Source organism: Chitinophagaceae bacterium (assembly GCA_016713085.1).
GTDB lineage: Bacteria > Bacteroidota > Bacteroidia > Chitinophagales > Chitinophagaceae > Lacibacter.
In genome coordinates this window covers 1937032-1954021 of record JADJPV010000001.1, presented here as the reverse complement: position 1 = coordinate 1954021, position 16990 = coordinate 1937032, and the positions used below count along the sequence as shown (strand labels likewise).

The 16990-nt window shown below is 39.4% G+C and carries 19 protein-coding genes; 13 read left to right on the top strand and 6 right to left on the bottom strand.

The genetic code is table 11. The features are described 5' to 3' along the window. Positions 1–3 precede the first annotated feature (3 nt). Both IPK31_09530 and IPK31_09525 read left to right on the top strand, forming a co-directional pair. Positions 4–243, top strand: a complete 240-nt coding sequence (locus IPK31_09530) for a hypothetical protein (protein ID MBK8088160.1) — start codon at positions 4–6, stop codon at positions 241–243. Position 244: 1 nt separating this feature from the next. Beyond that, entirely contained in the window at positions 245–526 is a 282-nt protein-coding gene (locus tag IPK31_09525; protein ID MBK8088159.1) for a type II toxin-antitoxin system RelE/ParE family toxin, read from the top strand. 21 nt (positions 527–547) lie between these two features. Here IPK31_09525 and serC read toward each other — a convergent pair whose 3' ends face one another. After that, positions 548–1618 carry a 3-phosphoserine/phosphohydroxythreonine transaminase gene (gene serC, locus IPK31_09520; protein ID MBK8088158.1) on the bottom strand — a complete coding sequence of 357 codons (1071 nt, stop codon included), beginning with the start codon at positions 1616–1618 and terminating at the stop codon, positions 548–550. Positions 1619–1767: 149 nt separating this feature from the next. Here serC and IPK31_09515 point away from each other — a divergent pair, with 149 nt between their 5' ends. From IPK31_09515 to IPK31_09505, 3 genes are all read left to right on the top strand, one after another. Further along, the gene (locus tag IPK31_09515; GenBank protein ID MBK8088157.1) at positions 1768–1983 is read left to right on the top strand and encodes a hypothetical protein; all 216 of its coding nucleotides are present in this window, start codon (positions 1768–1770) and stop codon (positions 1981–1983) included. A gap of 43 nt (positions 1984–2026) precedes the next feature. Next, positions 2027–2392: a matrixin family metalloprotease gene (locus IPK31_09510; protein MBK8088156.1), complete on the top strand. Its 366-nt coding sequence runs from the start codon at positions 2027–2029 to the stop codon at positions 2390–2392. Positions 2393–2508: 116 nt separating this feature from the next. Beyond that, complete coding sequence (locus tag IPK31_09505) at positions 2509–3168, top strand: hypothetical protein (protein MBK8088155.1); 660 nt, start codon at positions 2509–2511, stop codon at positions 3166–3168. Between the two features lie 539 nt (positions 3169–3707). Here IPK31_09505 and IPK31_09500 read toward each other — a convergent pair. Together IPK31_09500 and IPK31_09495 are read right to left on the bottom strand one after the other, a co-directional pair. Continuing rightward, positions 3708–4682 (bottom strand): S1/P1 Nuclease, encoded by a 975-nt coding sequence (locus tag IPK31_09500; GenBank protein ID MBK8088154.1) that lies wholly within the window; start codon positions 4680–4682, stop codon positions 3708–3710. Positions 4683–4710: 28 nt separating this feature from the next. Continuing rightward, positions 4711–5349 (bottom strand): DUF502 domain-containing protein, encoded by a 639-nt coding sequence (locus IPK31_09495; GenBank protein ID MBK8088153.1) that lies wholly within the window; start codon positions 5347–5349, stop codon positions 4711–4713. A 189-nt stretch (positions 5350–5538) separates the two neighbouring features. Here IPK31_09495 and IPK31_09490 point away from each other — a divergent pair, with 189 nt between their 5' ends. The 8 genes from IPK31_09490 to IPK31_09455 all read left to right on the top strand — a co-directional run bounded on the left by IPK31_09490 (position 5539) and on the right by IPK31_09455 (position 14861). Beyond that, on the top strand, positions 5539–6135 hold the full coding sequence (locus IPK31_09490; protein MBK8088152.1) for a TetR/AcrR family transcriptional regulator: 597 nt from the start codon (positions 5539–5541) through the stop codon (positions 6133–6135). A gap of 59 nt (positions 6136–6194) precedes the next feature. Further along, complete coding sequence (locus IPK31_09485) at positions 6195–7610, top strand: TolC family protein (GenBank protein MBK8088151.1); 1416 nt, start codon at positions 6195–6197, stop codon at positions 7608–7610. A 32-nt stretch (positions 7611–7642) separates the two neighbouring features. After that, positions 7643–8182, top strand: coding sequence for a biotin/lipoyl-binding protein (locus IPK31_09480; GenBank protein MBK8088150.1), 540 nt, complete (start codon positions 7643–7645; stop codon positions 8180–8182). Then, positions 8086–8808, top strand: a complete 723-nt coding sequence (locus IPK31_09475; GenBank protein MBK8088149.1) for an efflux RND transporter periplasmic adaptor subunit — start codon at positions 8086–8088, stop codon at positions 8806–8808. Before IPK31_09480 ends, IPK31_09475 begins: the two co-directional genes overlap by 97 nt. 213 nt (positions 8809–9021) lie before the next feature. After that, entirely contained in the window at positions 9022–12594 is a 3573-nt protein-coding gene (locus IPK31_09470; GenBank protein MBK8088148.1) for an efflux RND transporter permease subunit, read from the top strand. Between the two features lie 145 nt (positions 12595–12739). Continuing rightward, positions 12740–13414 carry an AIM24 family protein gene (locus IPK31_09465; protein MBK8088147.1) on the top strand — a complete coding sequence of 225 codons (675 nt, stop codon included), beginning with the start codon at positions 12740–12742 and terminating at the stop codon, positions 13412–13414. A 223-nt stretch (positions 13415–13637) separates the two neighbouring features. Beyond that, positions 13638–13970 (top strand): winged helix-turn-helix transcriptional regulator, encoded by a 333-nt coding sequence (locus IPK31_09460; GenBank protein ID MBK8088146.1) that lies wholly within the window; start codon positions 13638–13640, stop codon positions 13968–13970. 39 nt (positions 13971–14009) lie between these two features. Beyond that, the gene (locus IPK31_09455) at positions 14010–14861 is read left to right on the top strand and encodes an arsenite methyltransferase (protein MBK8088145.1); all 852 of its coding nucleotides are present in this window, start codon (positions 14010–14012) and stop codon (positions 14859–14861) included. Positions 14862–15081: 220 nt separating this feature from the next. Here the strand turns inward: IPK31_09455 and IPK31_09450 are convergent, their stop codons facing one another. From IPK31_09450 to IPK31_09440, 3 genes are all read right to left on the bottom strand, one after another. After that, positions 15082–15852, bottom strand: a complete 771-nt coding sequence (locus IPK31_09450) for an SDR family oxidoreductase (GenBank protein MBK8088144.1) — start codon at positions 15850–15852, stop codon at positions 15082–15084. A 165-nt stretch (positions 15853–16017) separates the two neighbouring features. Further along, entirely contained in the window at positions 16018–16314 is a 297-nt protein-coding gene (locus IPK31_09445; protein MBK8088143.1) for a nuclear transport factor 2 family protein, read from the bottom strand. A 79-nt stretch (positions 16315–16393) separates the two neighbouring features. Continuing rightward, on the bottom strand, positions 16394–16975 hold the full coding sequence (locus IPK31_09440; GenBank protein MBK8088142.1) for an adenylate kinase: 582 nt from the start codon (positions 16973–16975) through the stop codon (positions 16394–16396). Positions 16976–16990: the final 15 nt, after the last annotated feature.

Here is a 16990-nt window from a genome sequence, read left to right as displayed (position 1 = left end):
TTTATGACTTCTTCTGAACGCAGAAAAAAATTGCATACTTATGTGGCCGATATCGACGATAAAAAGGTATTGGCGATGCTGACTTTGCTGGAGAGTGAAGTAAAGTATGAAACAAGAGCTGCCTACACTGAAAAAGAAAAAGAAGAGATCAGGCGCCGTGAAAAGAACCGTCTTTCAGGCAAAAGCAAAACCTACACGCTGACAGAAGCAAAGAAATTATTCAGGAATAAAAAAGAAAAATAATTTGGCTTTTCAAATCATTTTTCAGAACGAAGCATTGATTGATGTTCAGGAAGCTTATCAATGGTATGAAGATCAATTGCCGGATCTGGGAGAAGATTTTCTAAACGAACTGAATGAAATTCTTGAAAAGCTGAAACAGAATCCGCAATATTTTGGATATGCCTTTGATGATTTCAGGGATGCTCGCCTGAAACGGTTTCCTTACTTAGTTGTGTTTACAATTTCCAGCCGGTTTGTTTATATCAACTCAGTGAAACATACAAAACGGAAACCCGGGAAATAAAAAAAGTCTTTGAGCACATCATCAACCATTTTTTTGAGCAAAGTCTTTAATCAGTGAAACAACCGCTTCCACGCTGCTCAGCGGCAGAGCATTGTATAGGCTGATACGGAAACCGCCCACACTTCTGTGCCCTTTTACCCCATACATTCCATTATCCTTGCAGAGCTGTGAAAATTCTTTCTCTAATTTTTCGTCTTTCATGGTAAACACCACATTCATCTTGCTTCTGTCTTCTTTGGCAACAGGTAAGTTGATGAATGGAACTGCTTCCAGAGTTGAATAAAGCAGGTTTGCTTTCTGATCATTAATTTTCTCAATAGCAGCAACCCCACCCTGCCCCTTTAACCAGCGAAGCGTCAGCATCGCCACATAAACGGCAAATACGGGAGGAGTGTTGAGCATACTTTCTTCCTTGATATGATTGCGGTAATCAAGAACCGTTGGAATGATGCGTTGAACCTTACCGGTAATATTTTTATTAATCACAACCAGGTTTACGCCTGCTGCGCCCATATTTTTTTGTGCACCTGCATAAATCAAATCGAACTTGTTGAAATCAAGTGTGCGGCTTAAAATATCACTACTCATATCGGCAACAATTGGCACGCCACAATCATAAGGCAGTTGGTGCCATTGTGTACCGGCGATGGTTTCGTTGGTAGTAATATGCAGATAAGCTGCTGTTGGCGGTACAGCAATATTCTTCGGCATGGTGGTGTAGTTGGTATCTTTTGATGAACCAACAATTTCTACATGACCAAACAGCTTTGCTTCCTTAATGGCTTTACCTGCCCAGGTTCCTGTTTCAGTATATGCTGCCACATCCTGCTCATTCAAAAGGTTCATGGGCACCTGCATAAACTGTGTGGTGGCGCCGCCATGTAAGAACAAAACTTCATGATCAGCATCTAACTGCATCAGTTCTTTTACCAGGCTTCTTGCTTCATTCATCACTCCTTCAAATAAAGGCGTGCGGTGACCGATCTCTAAAATGGATAAGCCACTGTTATTGAAGTTGAGGATGGCCTCACTTGCCTGCTGAAATACTTCCTTTGGTAAAATGGATGGACCTGCGTTGAAATTGTGCATCATGCGGCAAATTTAAAACATTCAGGAAGAACATGTGTCAGGAGTTGTTTACCCCGTCGGACGCCCTCGTCTGACGGGATTCATAACTACAGTATGATTTTAACTATTTAAGACTAAAATCTTCCTCTACTTTTGAATGAGCAACAGTCAGCATGAAACCTATTCTCTTACTTTTTGCAGCATTTACGTTTCTTTCACTTACCTGTAGGAAAGTTTCCAACTTTTCATTGACTAAAAACAAGAACCAGTTAATTGCAATTCAGCCATTAAACAATTACAATACATCAGGGATTAAAACAATACAAAAAGAAATCGCTTGTTTTTACAACAGACAGGTAATTGTATTAGAACCCAAAACAACTTCCTGAACATTTTCTTACAAAAGAAACGGGTTTATATTTTGCCGATTCGATACTGAAATTTTTATCAGGAATAAAAACAGATCGGTTTGCAGAAATCGTTGGTATGATTGATCAACCGCTTTTCACTATCAAAGAAGAAAGCAGCATGCCTTATTTTGATGAAAAAATATTCGGCATGGGTTATCAACCCGGTAATGCATGTATTGTTTCAAGCGCAAGATTACAAACAAATGATACAGCAGTTTATAACCACAGGCTCCGAAATGTAATCATTCATGAAATTGGTCATAACCTTGGCCTGGGTCATTGTACGAATGAACAATGTATTATGTCAAAAGGGAACGGGTATTTTACAAAACTTGACCTGGGTAAAGCTGATTATTGTGGGGAATGCAGAAAAAAGATAAAGTTGTAGATTTTCATAAGTTGGTCAGGCGATAAACAAAGGCATCAGTTGGTTGGAGAATTTGAAGTTTAGAGTAGTTGCGTATATTTAAGCGTTAGGCACAATTATAACTACAGCCTTTAACTATGAATATTGCATTTAAGACAAGACAATTATATCTAGATGAACTGCGACTCTTAAAAACCTTGAAAACCCAAAAAGAAAAAGAAGGCGGTAGTAAAATCAAATTCTATCATTTTCTTATAGCAGGGCTTTTAGGAGCAGGCTTCACCTATTTAGCGACACTAACTCAAGCCAGTTTTTGGGTTTTTCCGTTTGGGACCCTTGCTATTTTTTCATTTGCATTTATTGTTTTCACCCCTTATGAAATGTATAAAATGCAGAGAAAGGGAAAGAACTTTTTAAAACATCTTAATGCTGTTATTGACAAAGGGACAGTTGACACTTGTCTCATAAATGCAAAGAGAATTGCGGTTGCCAAAGAATATGAAGACGAAGGAGATTTGTTCATAATTGAATATGATACGGACAAAGTTCTCTATCTGTGGGACTATGACTATAGCCTTCGAAAGAAATTTCCATGTCTTCACTTTGAAATCTACGAAGACAATTTCTTTAAACTTTTCGGCAGACAAGTTTATCCACTAAGCGACCGCATCAAACCACTGAACATTGACAAAAAAGCCAAATGGAATTATATGAGCAAGTTTGGAGCAGCAGAACATTTAGAGACAGAGCATGTTAACTTCGACAAACTGATTGAAGAATATAATAACTTTACCTAACATTCAGTTTGCTGCATTAAATGACTCCATACTTATTAAAAATATCACTCTTAGTAATCTTGATTTTTAATTATTCATTCCTTAAAAAACCAACCTCAAAGATTGACTATACAATTTATCGAATATATTGTGGAGAGTGCAAAGGGCATTGTTCAACAATGTTTAAAGTTGAAAAAAATCAATTGCTTATTGACACCACAGATTCTTTTTCAAAAATGAATATAAACTTGCCAGAGTAGAATTTAAGGGCGACACTTTAGATAGAGACAGATTTAAAGAGGCCCAAATTCTAAAAATTAAAGTACCAAAGCTCTTACTGCAATCAAAAGACAAACGATTTGGCATTCCCGATGAATACGACCAATGTGGTATTTATCTTCAAATTAAAGTTGACAACCAGCTTAAGACATTTTATATTGATACGGAACTAAAAAATATTCCTATCGAAATTCGTGACTATTCCAAATTAATAATGAAATTATCCAGATTCAGACCATTGTAATTACTGCCGCTATCTTGAACTGTTTATGAAACCCACCTCACTCATGCTCTCTCCCAACAACCTTCCCTTTCTTCCAGTTGCTGTTCAATTCATCAAACTCTTTTAGTTCTTCAGCCGTAAATTCTTTGTTGGTCAGCTGTTTTAAATCGGGCTGCCCCGCATTGATCCATGCTGTGTACCAGAAAGAAGCCACTCCATAAATACTCTGCCGCATTCTCCGCTCCACCATACCCAGCAGTTTGTTGTTGTACGCAACCGTAAAAGAAGTGGAATACACTCTTGTGGTAATTCCATTGCGGGTTTCGAATGCATATTTCTGATCGCTTGGAAATTTTTCAGTGAGCTCTTTTTCATAACGCAAAACGGTATCAGCTGCTGCTGAACTTTCCAGCACTCTTGCCCAGATGAATTGGCCCGGGTTTTTAATGTATTCAGCTTTACCAATCCAGAAATCAAATTCTTTATCAGCCAGTAATTCAGGTACACGGCTTTCCCAAAAACCATGTATGCCGTTTTGATTTGTGTATTGCCCGTTATGATTATGACTTGCATGCAATGGCACATGTGCATCAGCTATATAATGCCCGATCTCTGCACTCAGTTTTAAAATCTTTGCCTGGTTTTTTTCCTTGAATGCTTTGGTTAAACGCTGCAGCATGGTTTGCACCCACCACGGAACAATACCGTAAGCATTGATGGAATCAGCACCAAACTTTGCAACAGCACTGTCGTAATTGTGTGGTAATTCTTTGTAGGGATAGGTTCCGTACTGATCAATGTCTATATAATGTCTTGGTCCTTCTTCAGGAACTGCATAACGGCGTTTATCAGGATCAACTGAATGCTCACTTATAAAATCAATATTGCTTTTATACAGCAGCAGCATTTCAGGCGGCAATAAAAACACAGCGAGGTAATTGATTTTACGGTGCCCATAAAATCCCCAGCAAAAACATTGCTGGCAAAAGATGAGTAATAAAAAAGTTAGAAACAGCTTTTTTATCTGTTGCATATTGTTAGCTGACTGATATCCTGTAAGATCAATGCTTATCTGCTGCCGCCTCTGCTTCCAGTTCTTCTTCAAGCTTTGTTACACCCCCGCTGATGGCAAACTTCATGGCTTCCGATCCGGTTACATGTCCTTCCAGCGATTTAATTCTGTTAGAAGGAATTAAATACACATTGCCTGAAATAGAATAACTCATGGGAACATACACAGCAACATAATCTTTCAAACCAAAATCTTCCATATCATCTCTTGTTAAAAAAGCAACACGCCACACATCGTTATCATCCACATTTGCCAGTACCGGTTTGTTGAATTTCTTTTTTTCACCTGCAAAGGCTTCAAAAAAATCTTTTACGGTGGTATACACAAACTTGATCCCCGGTACTTTTTCCAGCCAGTGATCGAACAAATTAAATATTCTGCTCTGAATAAAAAAGGTACTCAGGTAACCAACAATACTAATGGCTACAATGATGATTACAAAGCCCAAACCGAAGTTGCGCACTTTCACTTTTCCCTGGTCATCAATGATAGTAAAGATGGGCAGCAGCTCATCAATACTTGTTACAACCCAGTAAAGCGCATAGCCTGTTACCAGAACGGGTGCTAACACCAGTAAGCCTTGTAAAAAATACTGGAATAACTGTCTGTAATTGAATCTTTTGAACATGTTGATTGTATTTACAGTTCAAAAGTACATCATTAAAAAAGCAGGAGGGCAGGTTATTTTTTTGTTACGAATGGAAAAAAAACATGATGGAAACTTTGGCAACGAAATAAGTTTCCATAGTTTTGCTCTCCGAATTTGTGAATATGGAACCCAAAGAAAGAATACAGAAAAAGGCTCACGAAATGTTTTTTGCGTTACGGCATCCGCTCCGTTTCCATGGACGATATTGCCACGCAGCTGGGCATCAGTAAAAAAACCATTTACCAGTTCTTTTCAGAAAAAGACGAGCTGGTAGAGGCTGCCATGGATGACGAAGTTACAAGAACAAGACACGATTGTGAACTCTGTAAGAAAAATGCAAAAGACGCCATCGATGAAATCTTTTTGACGATGGAGCAGATATTTGACCAGTTTTCTCAATTGAACCCCATGGTACTCTATGATGCTGAAAAGTTTCATCCCCGTGCATTTGAAACATTCAGGAAAATGAAGGAAGAATATTTGCTCCAGGTAATTGCACACAATATTAAACGTGGAATAAAAGAAGAATTATACAGGGAAGACATTAATGTGGACATGATGAGCCGCTACAGGGTTGAAACCATGATGGTTCCCTTTGCGATGGCAGCTTCTTCGCCCACAAAATTCAACCTGGTTGATGTAACAAGAGAAACGATGGAACATTTCCTGTTCGGGCTTTCCACATTAAAAGGATATAAACTGATTATGAAATATAAAGAGGAACTGCAGAAAAAGAAAACGCATGAAACGAGATTAAAAAAGTAGTTGCCTTTTTTTCAAACCACAAACAATAACTGATATAAAAATTAAAATTAAGATCACAGATGAAAATACACGTAAAAAGTAAATGGCTGCTGCTTGCTGTAATGGCAGTAAGCATCGGCAGTGTGCAGGCGCAGAAAGAATACAGAATGTCTGTAAGCGATGCAGTTGCACTCGCATTGAAAAACACAGTAGAAATTAAAAACCTTCGCATCGATTCACTGAAACAAAAAGCGCAGAACATGGAAGTAACCGGTGCTGCTTTACCACAGGTAACAGGATCGGCACAGGTGGCACATTATCTTACACTTCCAAAAATTCTGTTCCCCAGTAATGGTGAAACAAGTATTTATGATGTATTAAACAGGGAAGGTGTAAAAGATGGAAATGGCAATCCTATTGCACCAAAACAAGAATTTACTGTACAGGAGTTTTCCTTTGTACAACCCTGGAGTGTTACTGCCGGTGTAAGTTTAAATCAGTTGTTATTTCAACCGGAAGTATTTGTTGGATTGATGGCACGTAATACGCTTCTTGAATTTGCCGGCAACAATATTAAAGTAGCCGAAGACAAAACAAGAGAACAGGTACACAAAGCGTATTACCAGGTGTTGATTGCTCAGCAGCAGCTCGATGTTTTGCAGAAAACCATTCAGCGTCTCCAAAAATTATTAAATGATCAGGGTCAGCTGTACAAAAACGGCTTTATTGAAAGATTGGACATTGATAAAACAACTGTTTCGCTCAACAATATCAAATCAACCGAAACACAGTTGAAAAATATTATTGACCTTGGATTTGCTGCATTAAAATTTGCAACAGGCCTTAACCAGACTGATACAATTGTACTCACCGATCAATTAAATGAAACACTGATTAAACAGGATGTACTGGATGACGGCACGGTGAATTATAATAACCGCAACGAAATGACTTTGCTTAAATCGGCAAAGAAGCTGGGAGAACTGGATGTAAAAAGATATAAGCTTGGTTATATTCCAACGCTTGCTTTCTTTTACCAGTTTCAGCAGCAGGGACAGTTAAACAAAAACTATTCAGCATTTACCGGCAGCAACTGGTTCTGGTTTAATTCCAACCTTGTTGGACTGAACTTGAGCATCCCGATTTTTGATGGTTTCCAGCGCAAGTACAAAATTAAACAGGCACAATACACAGTAGAAAAAACCAACAACAGTATTGAGCAGTTTAAACAGGCAGTTGACCTGGAGCATACTGTTTCAAAAAACAATCTGAAGAATGCCATCCTGAACATGGATGCACAGAAAGAAAATCTTGAACTGGCTGAAAGAGTGTACAACACTACCAAGAAGAAATATGAGCAGGGTCTTGGCAGTACGTTTGAAGTATTACAGGCCGATACAGAATGGCAGCGGGCGCAGGGTAATTACTTTGATGCGTTGTATAATGCTGTAGTAGCAAAAATCAATTATTACAAAGCAACCGGAACACTGAAATAATTAACCAAACACTAAACGAATAAATAAAAAATATGAAACGACTATTTCAATACAGCATCATTGTACTTACAGCAGTTGTTATTGCTTCATGCGGTGATGGCAGAAAACAAAAGCTTGGTTCACTGGGCGAAAAGAAAGCCAAACTGGAAGAACTGAAAAAGCAGCAGATTGCTGCCGCAACAGAAATCAAAACACTGGAAGAAGAAATTGAAAAACTTGATACTTCTGCAGCCAGCCAGGAAAAATCAAAACTGATTTCTGTTACAGCAGTTGGCACAGAAGACTTCTCACACTACATTGATCTGCAGGGAAAGATTGATGCAGATGATATCTCCTACATTGCTCCTCCCAACGGACAGGGTGGTATTGTAACTGCTTTGTATGTGAAGGAAGGCGACTATGTAAAAAAAGGTCAGCTGTTATTAAAAATGGATGACAAAGTTTTACGTCAGCAAATACAGATTTCACAAACACAATTGGTTCTTGCAAAAGACGTATACCAGCGTACAAAAATCTGTGGGATCAAAATATCGGTTCTGAGCTTCAGTTACTGCAGGCGAAGAATAATGTAGAAACCCTTGAGAAATCAATTGCAACTGCCAATGAACAGATTAGATTATACACCGTGTATTCTCCCGTTAGCGGCATTGCCGATGATGTGAATGTACGTGTAGGTGAAGCATTTGTTGGCGCAACACAACTTGGTCCGCAGATCAGGATTGTAAACACCAGTACATTAAAAGCTGTGATTGAAGTTCCGGAAAATTATATGAACCGTGTTCGTGTAGGAAGCCCGGTGATTATTACACTTCCCGATATGAATAAAACATTCAACTCAACAGTAAAGCTTTCTTCACAAACGATCAATGCAAGTACAAGAACATTTACCATTGAAGCGGCAATACCCGGTGGCGGTGTTCGTCCGAATTCAATTGCAGCAGTTCGTATTAAAGATTACAGTGCACCGAATGCAGTAGTGATCCCGGTGAATATTGTGCAGACTGATGACAAAGGAAAATATGTGTACGTGGTTGAGAAAGATGGCAAAGGAAGAAACATCGCAGTAAAGAAACCTGTTGTTGTTGGTGAATCGTATGGTGATAAGATTGAGATCAAAGGCGGTTTACAAAGTGGTATGCAGTTAATTACTGAAGGATACCAGACTGTATATGACAAGCAGGTGGTGGCGATTGTTTAAAAAGGCAAGCCCCCTCCCGACCTCCCCCTGAAAGGGGAGGCCATCAAAGCACAGGGCCAGCTTTTATAATCAGTGTAACGATTTGTGACGATTGAAAAATAAAAGTTGAAATGCTTACTTAAAGAAGTTGAAATTTAAAAATAGTCGGGCCTCCCTCTCTACCGGAGAGGGAATGAGGGAGAGGCCTGAATGATGACTACATAATAAAATACTATGCAATCAAATTTTTTAGAAGGGCTCAGTAAAAAATTTAAAGAATTTAAACCTACCAGCTGGAGTGTTGATAACCGTACAGCGATCTATATCGTTACGATCATCATTACTGCTTATGGTTTATTTAAATTCAATACGCTGCCTAAAGAACAGTTTCCCGATATCGTAGTTCCTACCATATCGATAGCAACTATTTATGTTGGTAATTCACCAACAGATATTGAAAACCTTGTAACAAGACCCATTGAAAAGCAGATAAAAAGTATCAGTGGTGCAAGGGTTATAAAAGTGCAGTCAACTTCACAACAGGACTTTTCACTCATCGTTGTGGAATTTGACACGGATGTAAAAGTTGACCTCGCCAAACAGAAAGTAAAAGATGCGGTTGATAAATCAAAAACAGATTTACCGCAGGATTTAACGGCTCAACCCGATGTACAGGAATTTGCATTCAGTGAAATGCCCATCATGTATGTTAACATCAGTGGTGATTTCGACGGTATTAAACTGAAACAGTATGCCGATCAGCTGCAGGATCGTTTTGAAGAGCTGAAAGAAATTACAAGAGCTGATATAGTTGGCGCACCTGAACGTGAAATACAGGTGAACGTTGATCCTTACCGTATGGCCAGCTCACGGATTACTTTCAGCGATATTGAAAATGCCATTGCAAGAGAAAACAATGATATCAGCGGCGGACAGATTGAAATAGGAACTATGAGAAGAACCGTCCGTGTTCGTGGACAGTTCAATACCGCTTTTGACCTCAACAATATTATTGTAAAAGGCGTAAGCGGTGCACCCGTTTACCTGAGAGATATTGCAACGATTATTGATACCGTTAAAGAGAAAGAAAGTTATGCCAAGCTCGATGGGAAAAATGTAATTACACTCAACATTGTAAAACGTAGTGGTGAAAACCTCATCAATGCAGCAGATAAGATCAAAGCAACGGTTGAAGAAATGAAGAAGAATGATATTCTTCCAAAAGATCTGATCGTAACTATCACCGGCGATCAGAGTAAAGCAACCAAAACATCGTTCAATGAACTGGTAAATACAATCGTTATTGGATTTGTATTGGTACTGCTCATCCTCATGTTCTTTATGGGTGTAACCAATGCCTTCTTTGTGGCATTGAGTGTACCGTTGAGTGTGTTTGTTGCCTTCCTGTTTTTACCTGTTGCCGATTATATTATTGGTTCGGGTGTAACGCTCAACTTCATTGTACTGTTTGCCTTACTGTTTGGTTTGGGTATTATTGTGGATGATGCCATTGTAGTAATAGAAAATACACATCGTATTTATCATAATGGAAAAGTACCGATCATAAGAAGTGCAAAAGAAGCTGCAGGCGAAGTGTTCATTCCTGTATTAGCAGGTACAGCAACTACACTTGCTCCTTTCTTCCCGCTGCTGTTCTGGAAAGGGATCATTGGTAAGTTCATGATCTATTTACCGGTGATGCTGATTCTTACACTGGCCGCTTCATTGATTGTTGCCTTCATCTTTAACCCGGTGTTTGCAGTAAGCTTTATGAAGCCCGAAGGAAAAGATCATGATGAAAAGAAAAGTGATCTGTTCCGTAAATGGTACTGGTGGGCATTCTGGATCATTGGTATCATCAATCATGTAATCGGAAATCATGGCACAGGAAACTTTCTGTTCTTCATGGCCATCATGGGTGTTATCAACCGTTACTTCCTGAGAGATGCGATTTATTACTTCCAGGAAAAAGTATTGCCGAAACTTATGAACAGTTATGAAAGACTGCTGCGTTGGGTGTTGAAAGGATGGAGACCTGTATGGGCCTTTGCGGGGTTATTTGGGCTTTTTATACTTTCATACGCTCTTCTATACTTAAGCGTTATTTCAGGAAGAACAAAATCTACATTTTTCCCAAGTGGTGATCCGAATATTATTTATGTGTACATGAAATTACCTGTTGGTACCGATGTGAAGTACACCGATTCGATTACTACTTTACTGGAAAAGAAAGTATATAAAATATTAGAGAAAGAAAAACCGGGCGAACCTGGTTCCATTGTAGAAAGTATTATTACAAACGTTGCGGTAAGTGCCAACAACCCAAGAGATAATAACAGGAGCACACAACCAAATCTGGGGCGTATACAGGTATCGTTTGTAGAGTATGAAAAACGTCATGGCAAATCAACCGGCGTGTATATTGATGAAATGCGGAAGTCCATCAAAGGAATTCCCGGTGCAGCCATCAGTGTCGAACAGGAAGATGGCGGGCCTCCCACTGATCCTCCCGTAAACATTGAAGTAGTAGGTGACAACTTCGGCAATATTGCAAAAGTGGCAACAGAACTGTTCAACTATCTTGATACAAACAAGGTAGCAGGTATTGACAACCTGCAATTAGATGTGGATTTAAACAATCCTGAAATCACTATATCCGTTGACCGTGAACGTGCACTCATTGAAGGCGTAAGCACTGCACAGGTTGGGATGGAAATCCGTACAGCATTGTTTGGTAAAGAAGTAAGTAAACTGAAAGATGATGAAGATGAATATAAAATTCAGTTACGTTACAGCGATCTGCAAAGGAACAATATCACTGACCTGATGAATATGAAAATCACGTTCCGTGATTTCAACACAGGGCAGATCAAACAAGTGCCGATCAATGCGATTGCAAAATTTGATTATACCAGTACAAGTGGTGGTGTAAAACGTAAGAACCTGCGACGCACTATTCAGCTGCAGTCGAATATTGCTGATCCTACGCAGGCAGCACCAATTAATGCAGCATTGAAACTGAAAATTCACGACTTTAAAAACAAAGTGAAGATCCCTGAAGATGTAACCATCCGTCAAACAGGGCAAAGCGAACAGGAAGCTGAAACAAATGCATTCCTTGGCACAGCATTGATTATTGCCATTGGATTGATCTTCTTAATTCTTGTATTGCAGTTCAACAGTTTGAGTAAACCGTTCATTGTAATTACGGAAATTTTCTTCAGTATCATTGGTGTGTTGCTTGGTTATGCCATTACAGGTAAAGTAATTGCAACCATCATGCTTGGCGTAGGTATTATCGGTTTGGCAGGGATTGTAATTAAGAATGGTATCTTGTTAATTGAATTTACTGATGAGCTACGTGGCAGGGGTTATAAAACAAGAGAAGCAGCCATCCAGGCAGGAAAGATCCGTATCATTCCGGTATTGTTAACAGCAATTGCAACCATACTTGGTCTGCTACCACTGGCCATTGGGTTTAATATTGATTTCATTTCCATGTTCCAGCATCTCAATCCAAAGATTTTCTTAGGTGGTGACAGTGTTGTGTTCTGGGGACCTTTAAGCTGGACAATCATTTATGGTTTGATCTTCGCTTTCTTCTTAACATTGGTAATGGTACCGAGCATGTACATTATTTCAGAACGTTTGAGAAGACCAATGGAACAGTTCTATGGTACGAAATATATTGCGCTGCTTGGTTTCCTCGGACCGCTCTTCTTCATCTTTGTAGGCTTCATGTATCTCGGCAGAAGAATACAGGGCAAAAAAGTATGGATGGGTCAACCGGCTAAGAAAAAAGCCTGATAAGTAAAGACTGCGATAAACACTTTGACAAAGTTGATTAAGACGAAAGCCCTCTCCGGAAATGGAGGGGGTTTTTCTTTCCGTTTAACAAAATATTCATCTGATATTCCACGCAGAAAATTAATTTCACATAAAAATTACAACCATGTCACAGGCACACGAAATTGATTACCGCATTGTAGGTGAAGAAATGCAGTATGTAGAAATTGAACTCGATCCCAATGAAACCGCCATTGCAGAAGCAGGAAGTTTTATGCTGATGGATGATGGCGTACAGATGGAAACTATATTTGGCGATGGCAGCGCCAACCAGGGCACGGGTGTGCTGGGTAAATTATTTTCTGCCGGTAAACGTTTACTCACCGGTGAAAGTTTATTTATGACGGCTTACACGAATGTTGGCCAGGGAAAAAAGAGAGTGAGTTTTGCATCACCCTATCCCGGAAAAATTATTCCTCTTGATTTGATGCGTTTGGGTGGACCGGTAGTTTGTCAGAAAGATGCATTCCTCTGCGCTGCAAAAGGTGTAAGTGTTGGTATTGCATTGCAGCGTAAACTCGGCACCGGTTTATTTGGCGGTGAAGGTTTTATTATGCAGAAATTAGAAGGCGATGGACTTGCCTTTGTACATGCAGGCGGTCATGTATTTGAACGTGAACTGCAGCCCGGCGAATTATTAAAGATCGATACCGGCTGTGTGGTTGCCTACACTCACCAGGTAAGTTTTGATATTCAGTTTGTAGGCGGTATCAAGAATACCATTTTTGGTGGCGAAGGTTTATTCTTTGCCGGTAATTTGCTGGATGGTGATGGCAGATAAAAAGAAGTCTGCATACTTACAATCTAACGAATACTTATCGTCTGATATTACAGGGATGTCTCCTTCGTCGACATGACGAAAACGAAAGCCGGAAAAAATTTTTCCGGCTTTTTATTTGGAATTCTGAAAAGCCTTATCGTATATTTGCGATATATAATCATAAAGACGATTCAACCCGTTTTTTTCTTTCAGCATAATCATCGTATAAAAACGATAAATAAAAATGGCAGTACACAAAAAAGAAGAGTTCAGTACAAAAGAACAAAACCTTGCGGCTTTTGCCAAAGCAATCAGTCACCCGGCAAGGATTGCTATTCTGAGTGTTTTATCCAAACGGAACCAATGCATTTGCGGTGAAATTGTTGAAGTACTGCCTTTAGCACAGAGCACCGTAAGTCAGCACCTGAAAGAATTAAAAAAAGCCGGACTGATTGATGGTGAAACAGACGGACCAAGAAGCTGCTACTGCATCAACTGGAAAGCCTTTGAAAAATTTAATGCCGATTTTAATTCGCTGTTTGAAAAACTGAAAGAAGCGAATGCAAAATGCTGTTAAGATTAAACAAACTCTATTTATCATACTAAACGAAACGACATGTCAAACGAAACTGAATTAAAAGAACTCGTAAAACAGAAGTACAGCGAAATTGCTTTACAGGATAAAGAAACCAATCAATCCAGTTGCTGCGGGGCTGGTGGTTGCAGCACTGAAGTGTATAATATCATGAGTGATGATTATACAAATCTTGAAGGATATAACCCGGATGCTGATCTTGGTCTTGGCTGCGGATTACCTACAGAGTTTGCGCAGATCAAGCCCGGCGATACAGTGATTGATCTTGGCAGCGGTGCAGGCAACGATGCCTTTATTGCCAGGAGAATTGTTGGTGAAAAAGGAAAAGTAATCGGTATTGATTTTACAGAAACCATGATCAACCGTGCAAGAGATAATGCTGAGAAAGTGGGTTACAACAATGTGGAGTTTCGTTTTGGCGATATTGATAACATGCCTGTTACCAGTAATAAGGCAGATGTAATTGTAAGCAACTGCGTGCTGAATTTAGTTCCCAATAAACATAAAGTATTCAGTGAAGTGTACCGTGTGTTAAAACCCGGTGGACATTTCTCCATCTCTGATATTGTGCTGAAAGGAGAACTTCCTGAAAAATGGAAAAAGATCGCAGAACTCTATGCTGGTTGTGTAAGCGGGGCCATTCAAAAAGAAGAATATCTCGGTATTATAAAAGAGGCAGGGTTTGAAAACATTTCCCTGCAAAAGGAAAAAGGAATTATTATCCCTGACGATATTCTGCAACAGTATTTATCAGCAGAAGAAATAACATCGTATAAAAACGGGCTTACAAGAATTGAGAGCATTACAGTTTATGCAGATAAACCTGCAAAGGATGAACGTAACTGCTGTGAACCCGGAAGCGGCTGTTGTTAATCATAAACATTTTTTATTCACCTCTTCATTCACTGAATGAAGGCAAACCTTAGCATCATGAACACAAATCAAAATGATCCCGGTTGCTGTGCAACCGGAAGCGATTGTTGCGGCAACATTACCGACATGGGTTGCTGCTAAAACAAAAGGAGCGCCAAGGCGCTCCTTTTCAATTTCTTCTCAGTGTTTCTCTGCAACTCTTTTTCTCTGTGTTAAAAACTCAAAATATTCCTTTCACCGTTCCCCCATCAACCAAAATTGTTTGCCCGGTAATATAACGGCTGCTCTTACTCAATAACCAAACAGCCAGTGATGCAAAATCATCAGCCTCTCCCAATGCGCCCACAGGAATTTGCTGTATCGCATTTTTCTTTACATCATCAAATGGCAAACCGGTCTGCTCACTTTTTTTCACATACAATCTATCAATAGCAGGAGTGTTATGACTTCCCGGACCAAGTATATTTAAGGTAACACCGCTCTTTGCAATTTCCTGGCTCAATGTTTTTACCATACCAACAACTGCTAACCGTAATGATGTACTTAATACTAAGTTTTCAATGGGTTGTTTTACACTTGAACTTTCTACATATACCAATCTTCCATAACCTGCTTTGATCATAGATGGAACAAACGCCTGTGTCAATTCCACTTTCCATCGCAGAATCTTTTGATAAGCATCATCCCAATCTTCCAGTGTTGTTTCTAAAACAGTTTTTGCCGGCGGGCCTCCTGCATTAACAAGAATACCATGCAGCTGGCGATCAGCAACAACTTTTTTCAACTGTTCAATGGTTGCATGCTGTGTTATATCGCCTTCAACAATTTCTACTAATGGCTTATTTGCATATTGTTCCTGCAGCTTTTCTTTTCCTCTTGCTACAACAATAACTTTTGCTGACTCTCTGATCAATGCTTCAGTAACAGCTTTACCAAAACCGCTTGTAGCACCGCCAATTAAAAAAAGCTGGTCTTTTAATTCAAGATTCATAAAATAGATTTAGCTTATGGATTAATCCGGTTGGCATGACGGCTTACCAGCAACCATCCTTTCTCCCGTTTTACATATACTTCTGTGTATAATAACTGCAGATCAACGGCATTGCCATTCAAAACTACACTGAATATTCCTTTACCATTTACAATTACCGCCCTTTTATACCCTTGCTGATGCTTCCGTAACAGTAACATTATTCATTATAAGTTTGCCTGATCGCAGATCTTCAATGATCTCTTTTTTGTTTTCTGTCCAGCCATTTGAATGAACATACACAACACGTTCGTCTAAAATTGCATTCAATGAATCAAGTTTCTTATTCACCATCCAGCGGAATTTATTTTCGTGGAGGCGAAGCACATATTTTTCTGTTGCGGATTCTTCCTTCGTCTTTTGTGCAAAAATGGCAAGCGGAAGTGAAAGTACAAATGCAATCAGCAGGCAGGTCTGTTTCATGTTATTTCGTTTGATGATAAAAGCCCATCAGTTTTGATGGGCTTTAAAAATATATTCAGTTCAACTGTAAGATAAATGATCAGGCTTCGAGATGTGTTTCAATCTGTGCACTCAATTCATTGAAGATATCATCAATGCTTCCTTCTCCTTTTATTTCTGCCAGCTTATCAAATTGTTTATAATAGTCAGCCACAACAGAAGTTTTGTTACGGTACTCGGTAATTCTTGCACGGATCACTTCTTCATTGGTATCATCGCTGCGGCCGCTGGTCAATCCACGGTTGAGCAAACGCTTCACCAGTTCTTCTTCAGTAACCAGTAAAGAAATCATGGCGTTGATCTGCGTTCCTTTCAGCTTTAATAATTTATCCAGTGCTTCGGCCTGGGCAACTGTACGTGGAAAACCATCAAACAAAAAACCCTTTGCCTGCGGGTTTGTTTCCAGTGCAGAGCTGATCATACCAATCACCACTTCATCCGGAACCAGCTGTCCCTTATCCATGATTTTTTTGGCTTCCATGCCCAACGGAGTTTTTGCTGCTATTTCACTTCTGAGAAGATCACCTGTACTCAGGTGTTTGAGGCCATACTTTGCAATGAGTCGTTCGCTTTGGGTACCTTTTCCGCTTCCGGGGGGGCCAAATAAGATCAGATTAAACATAATCGATTACTTAGC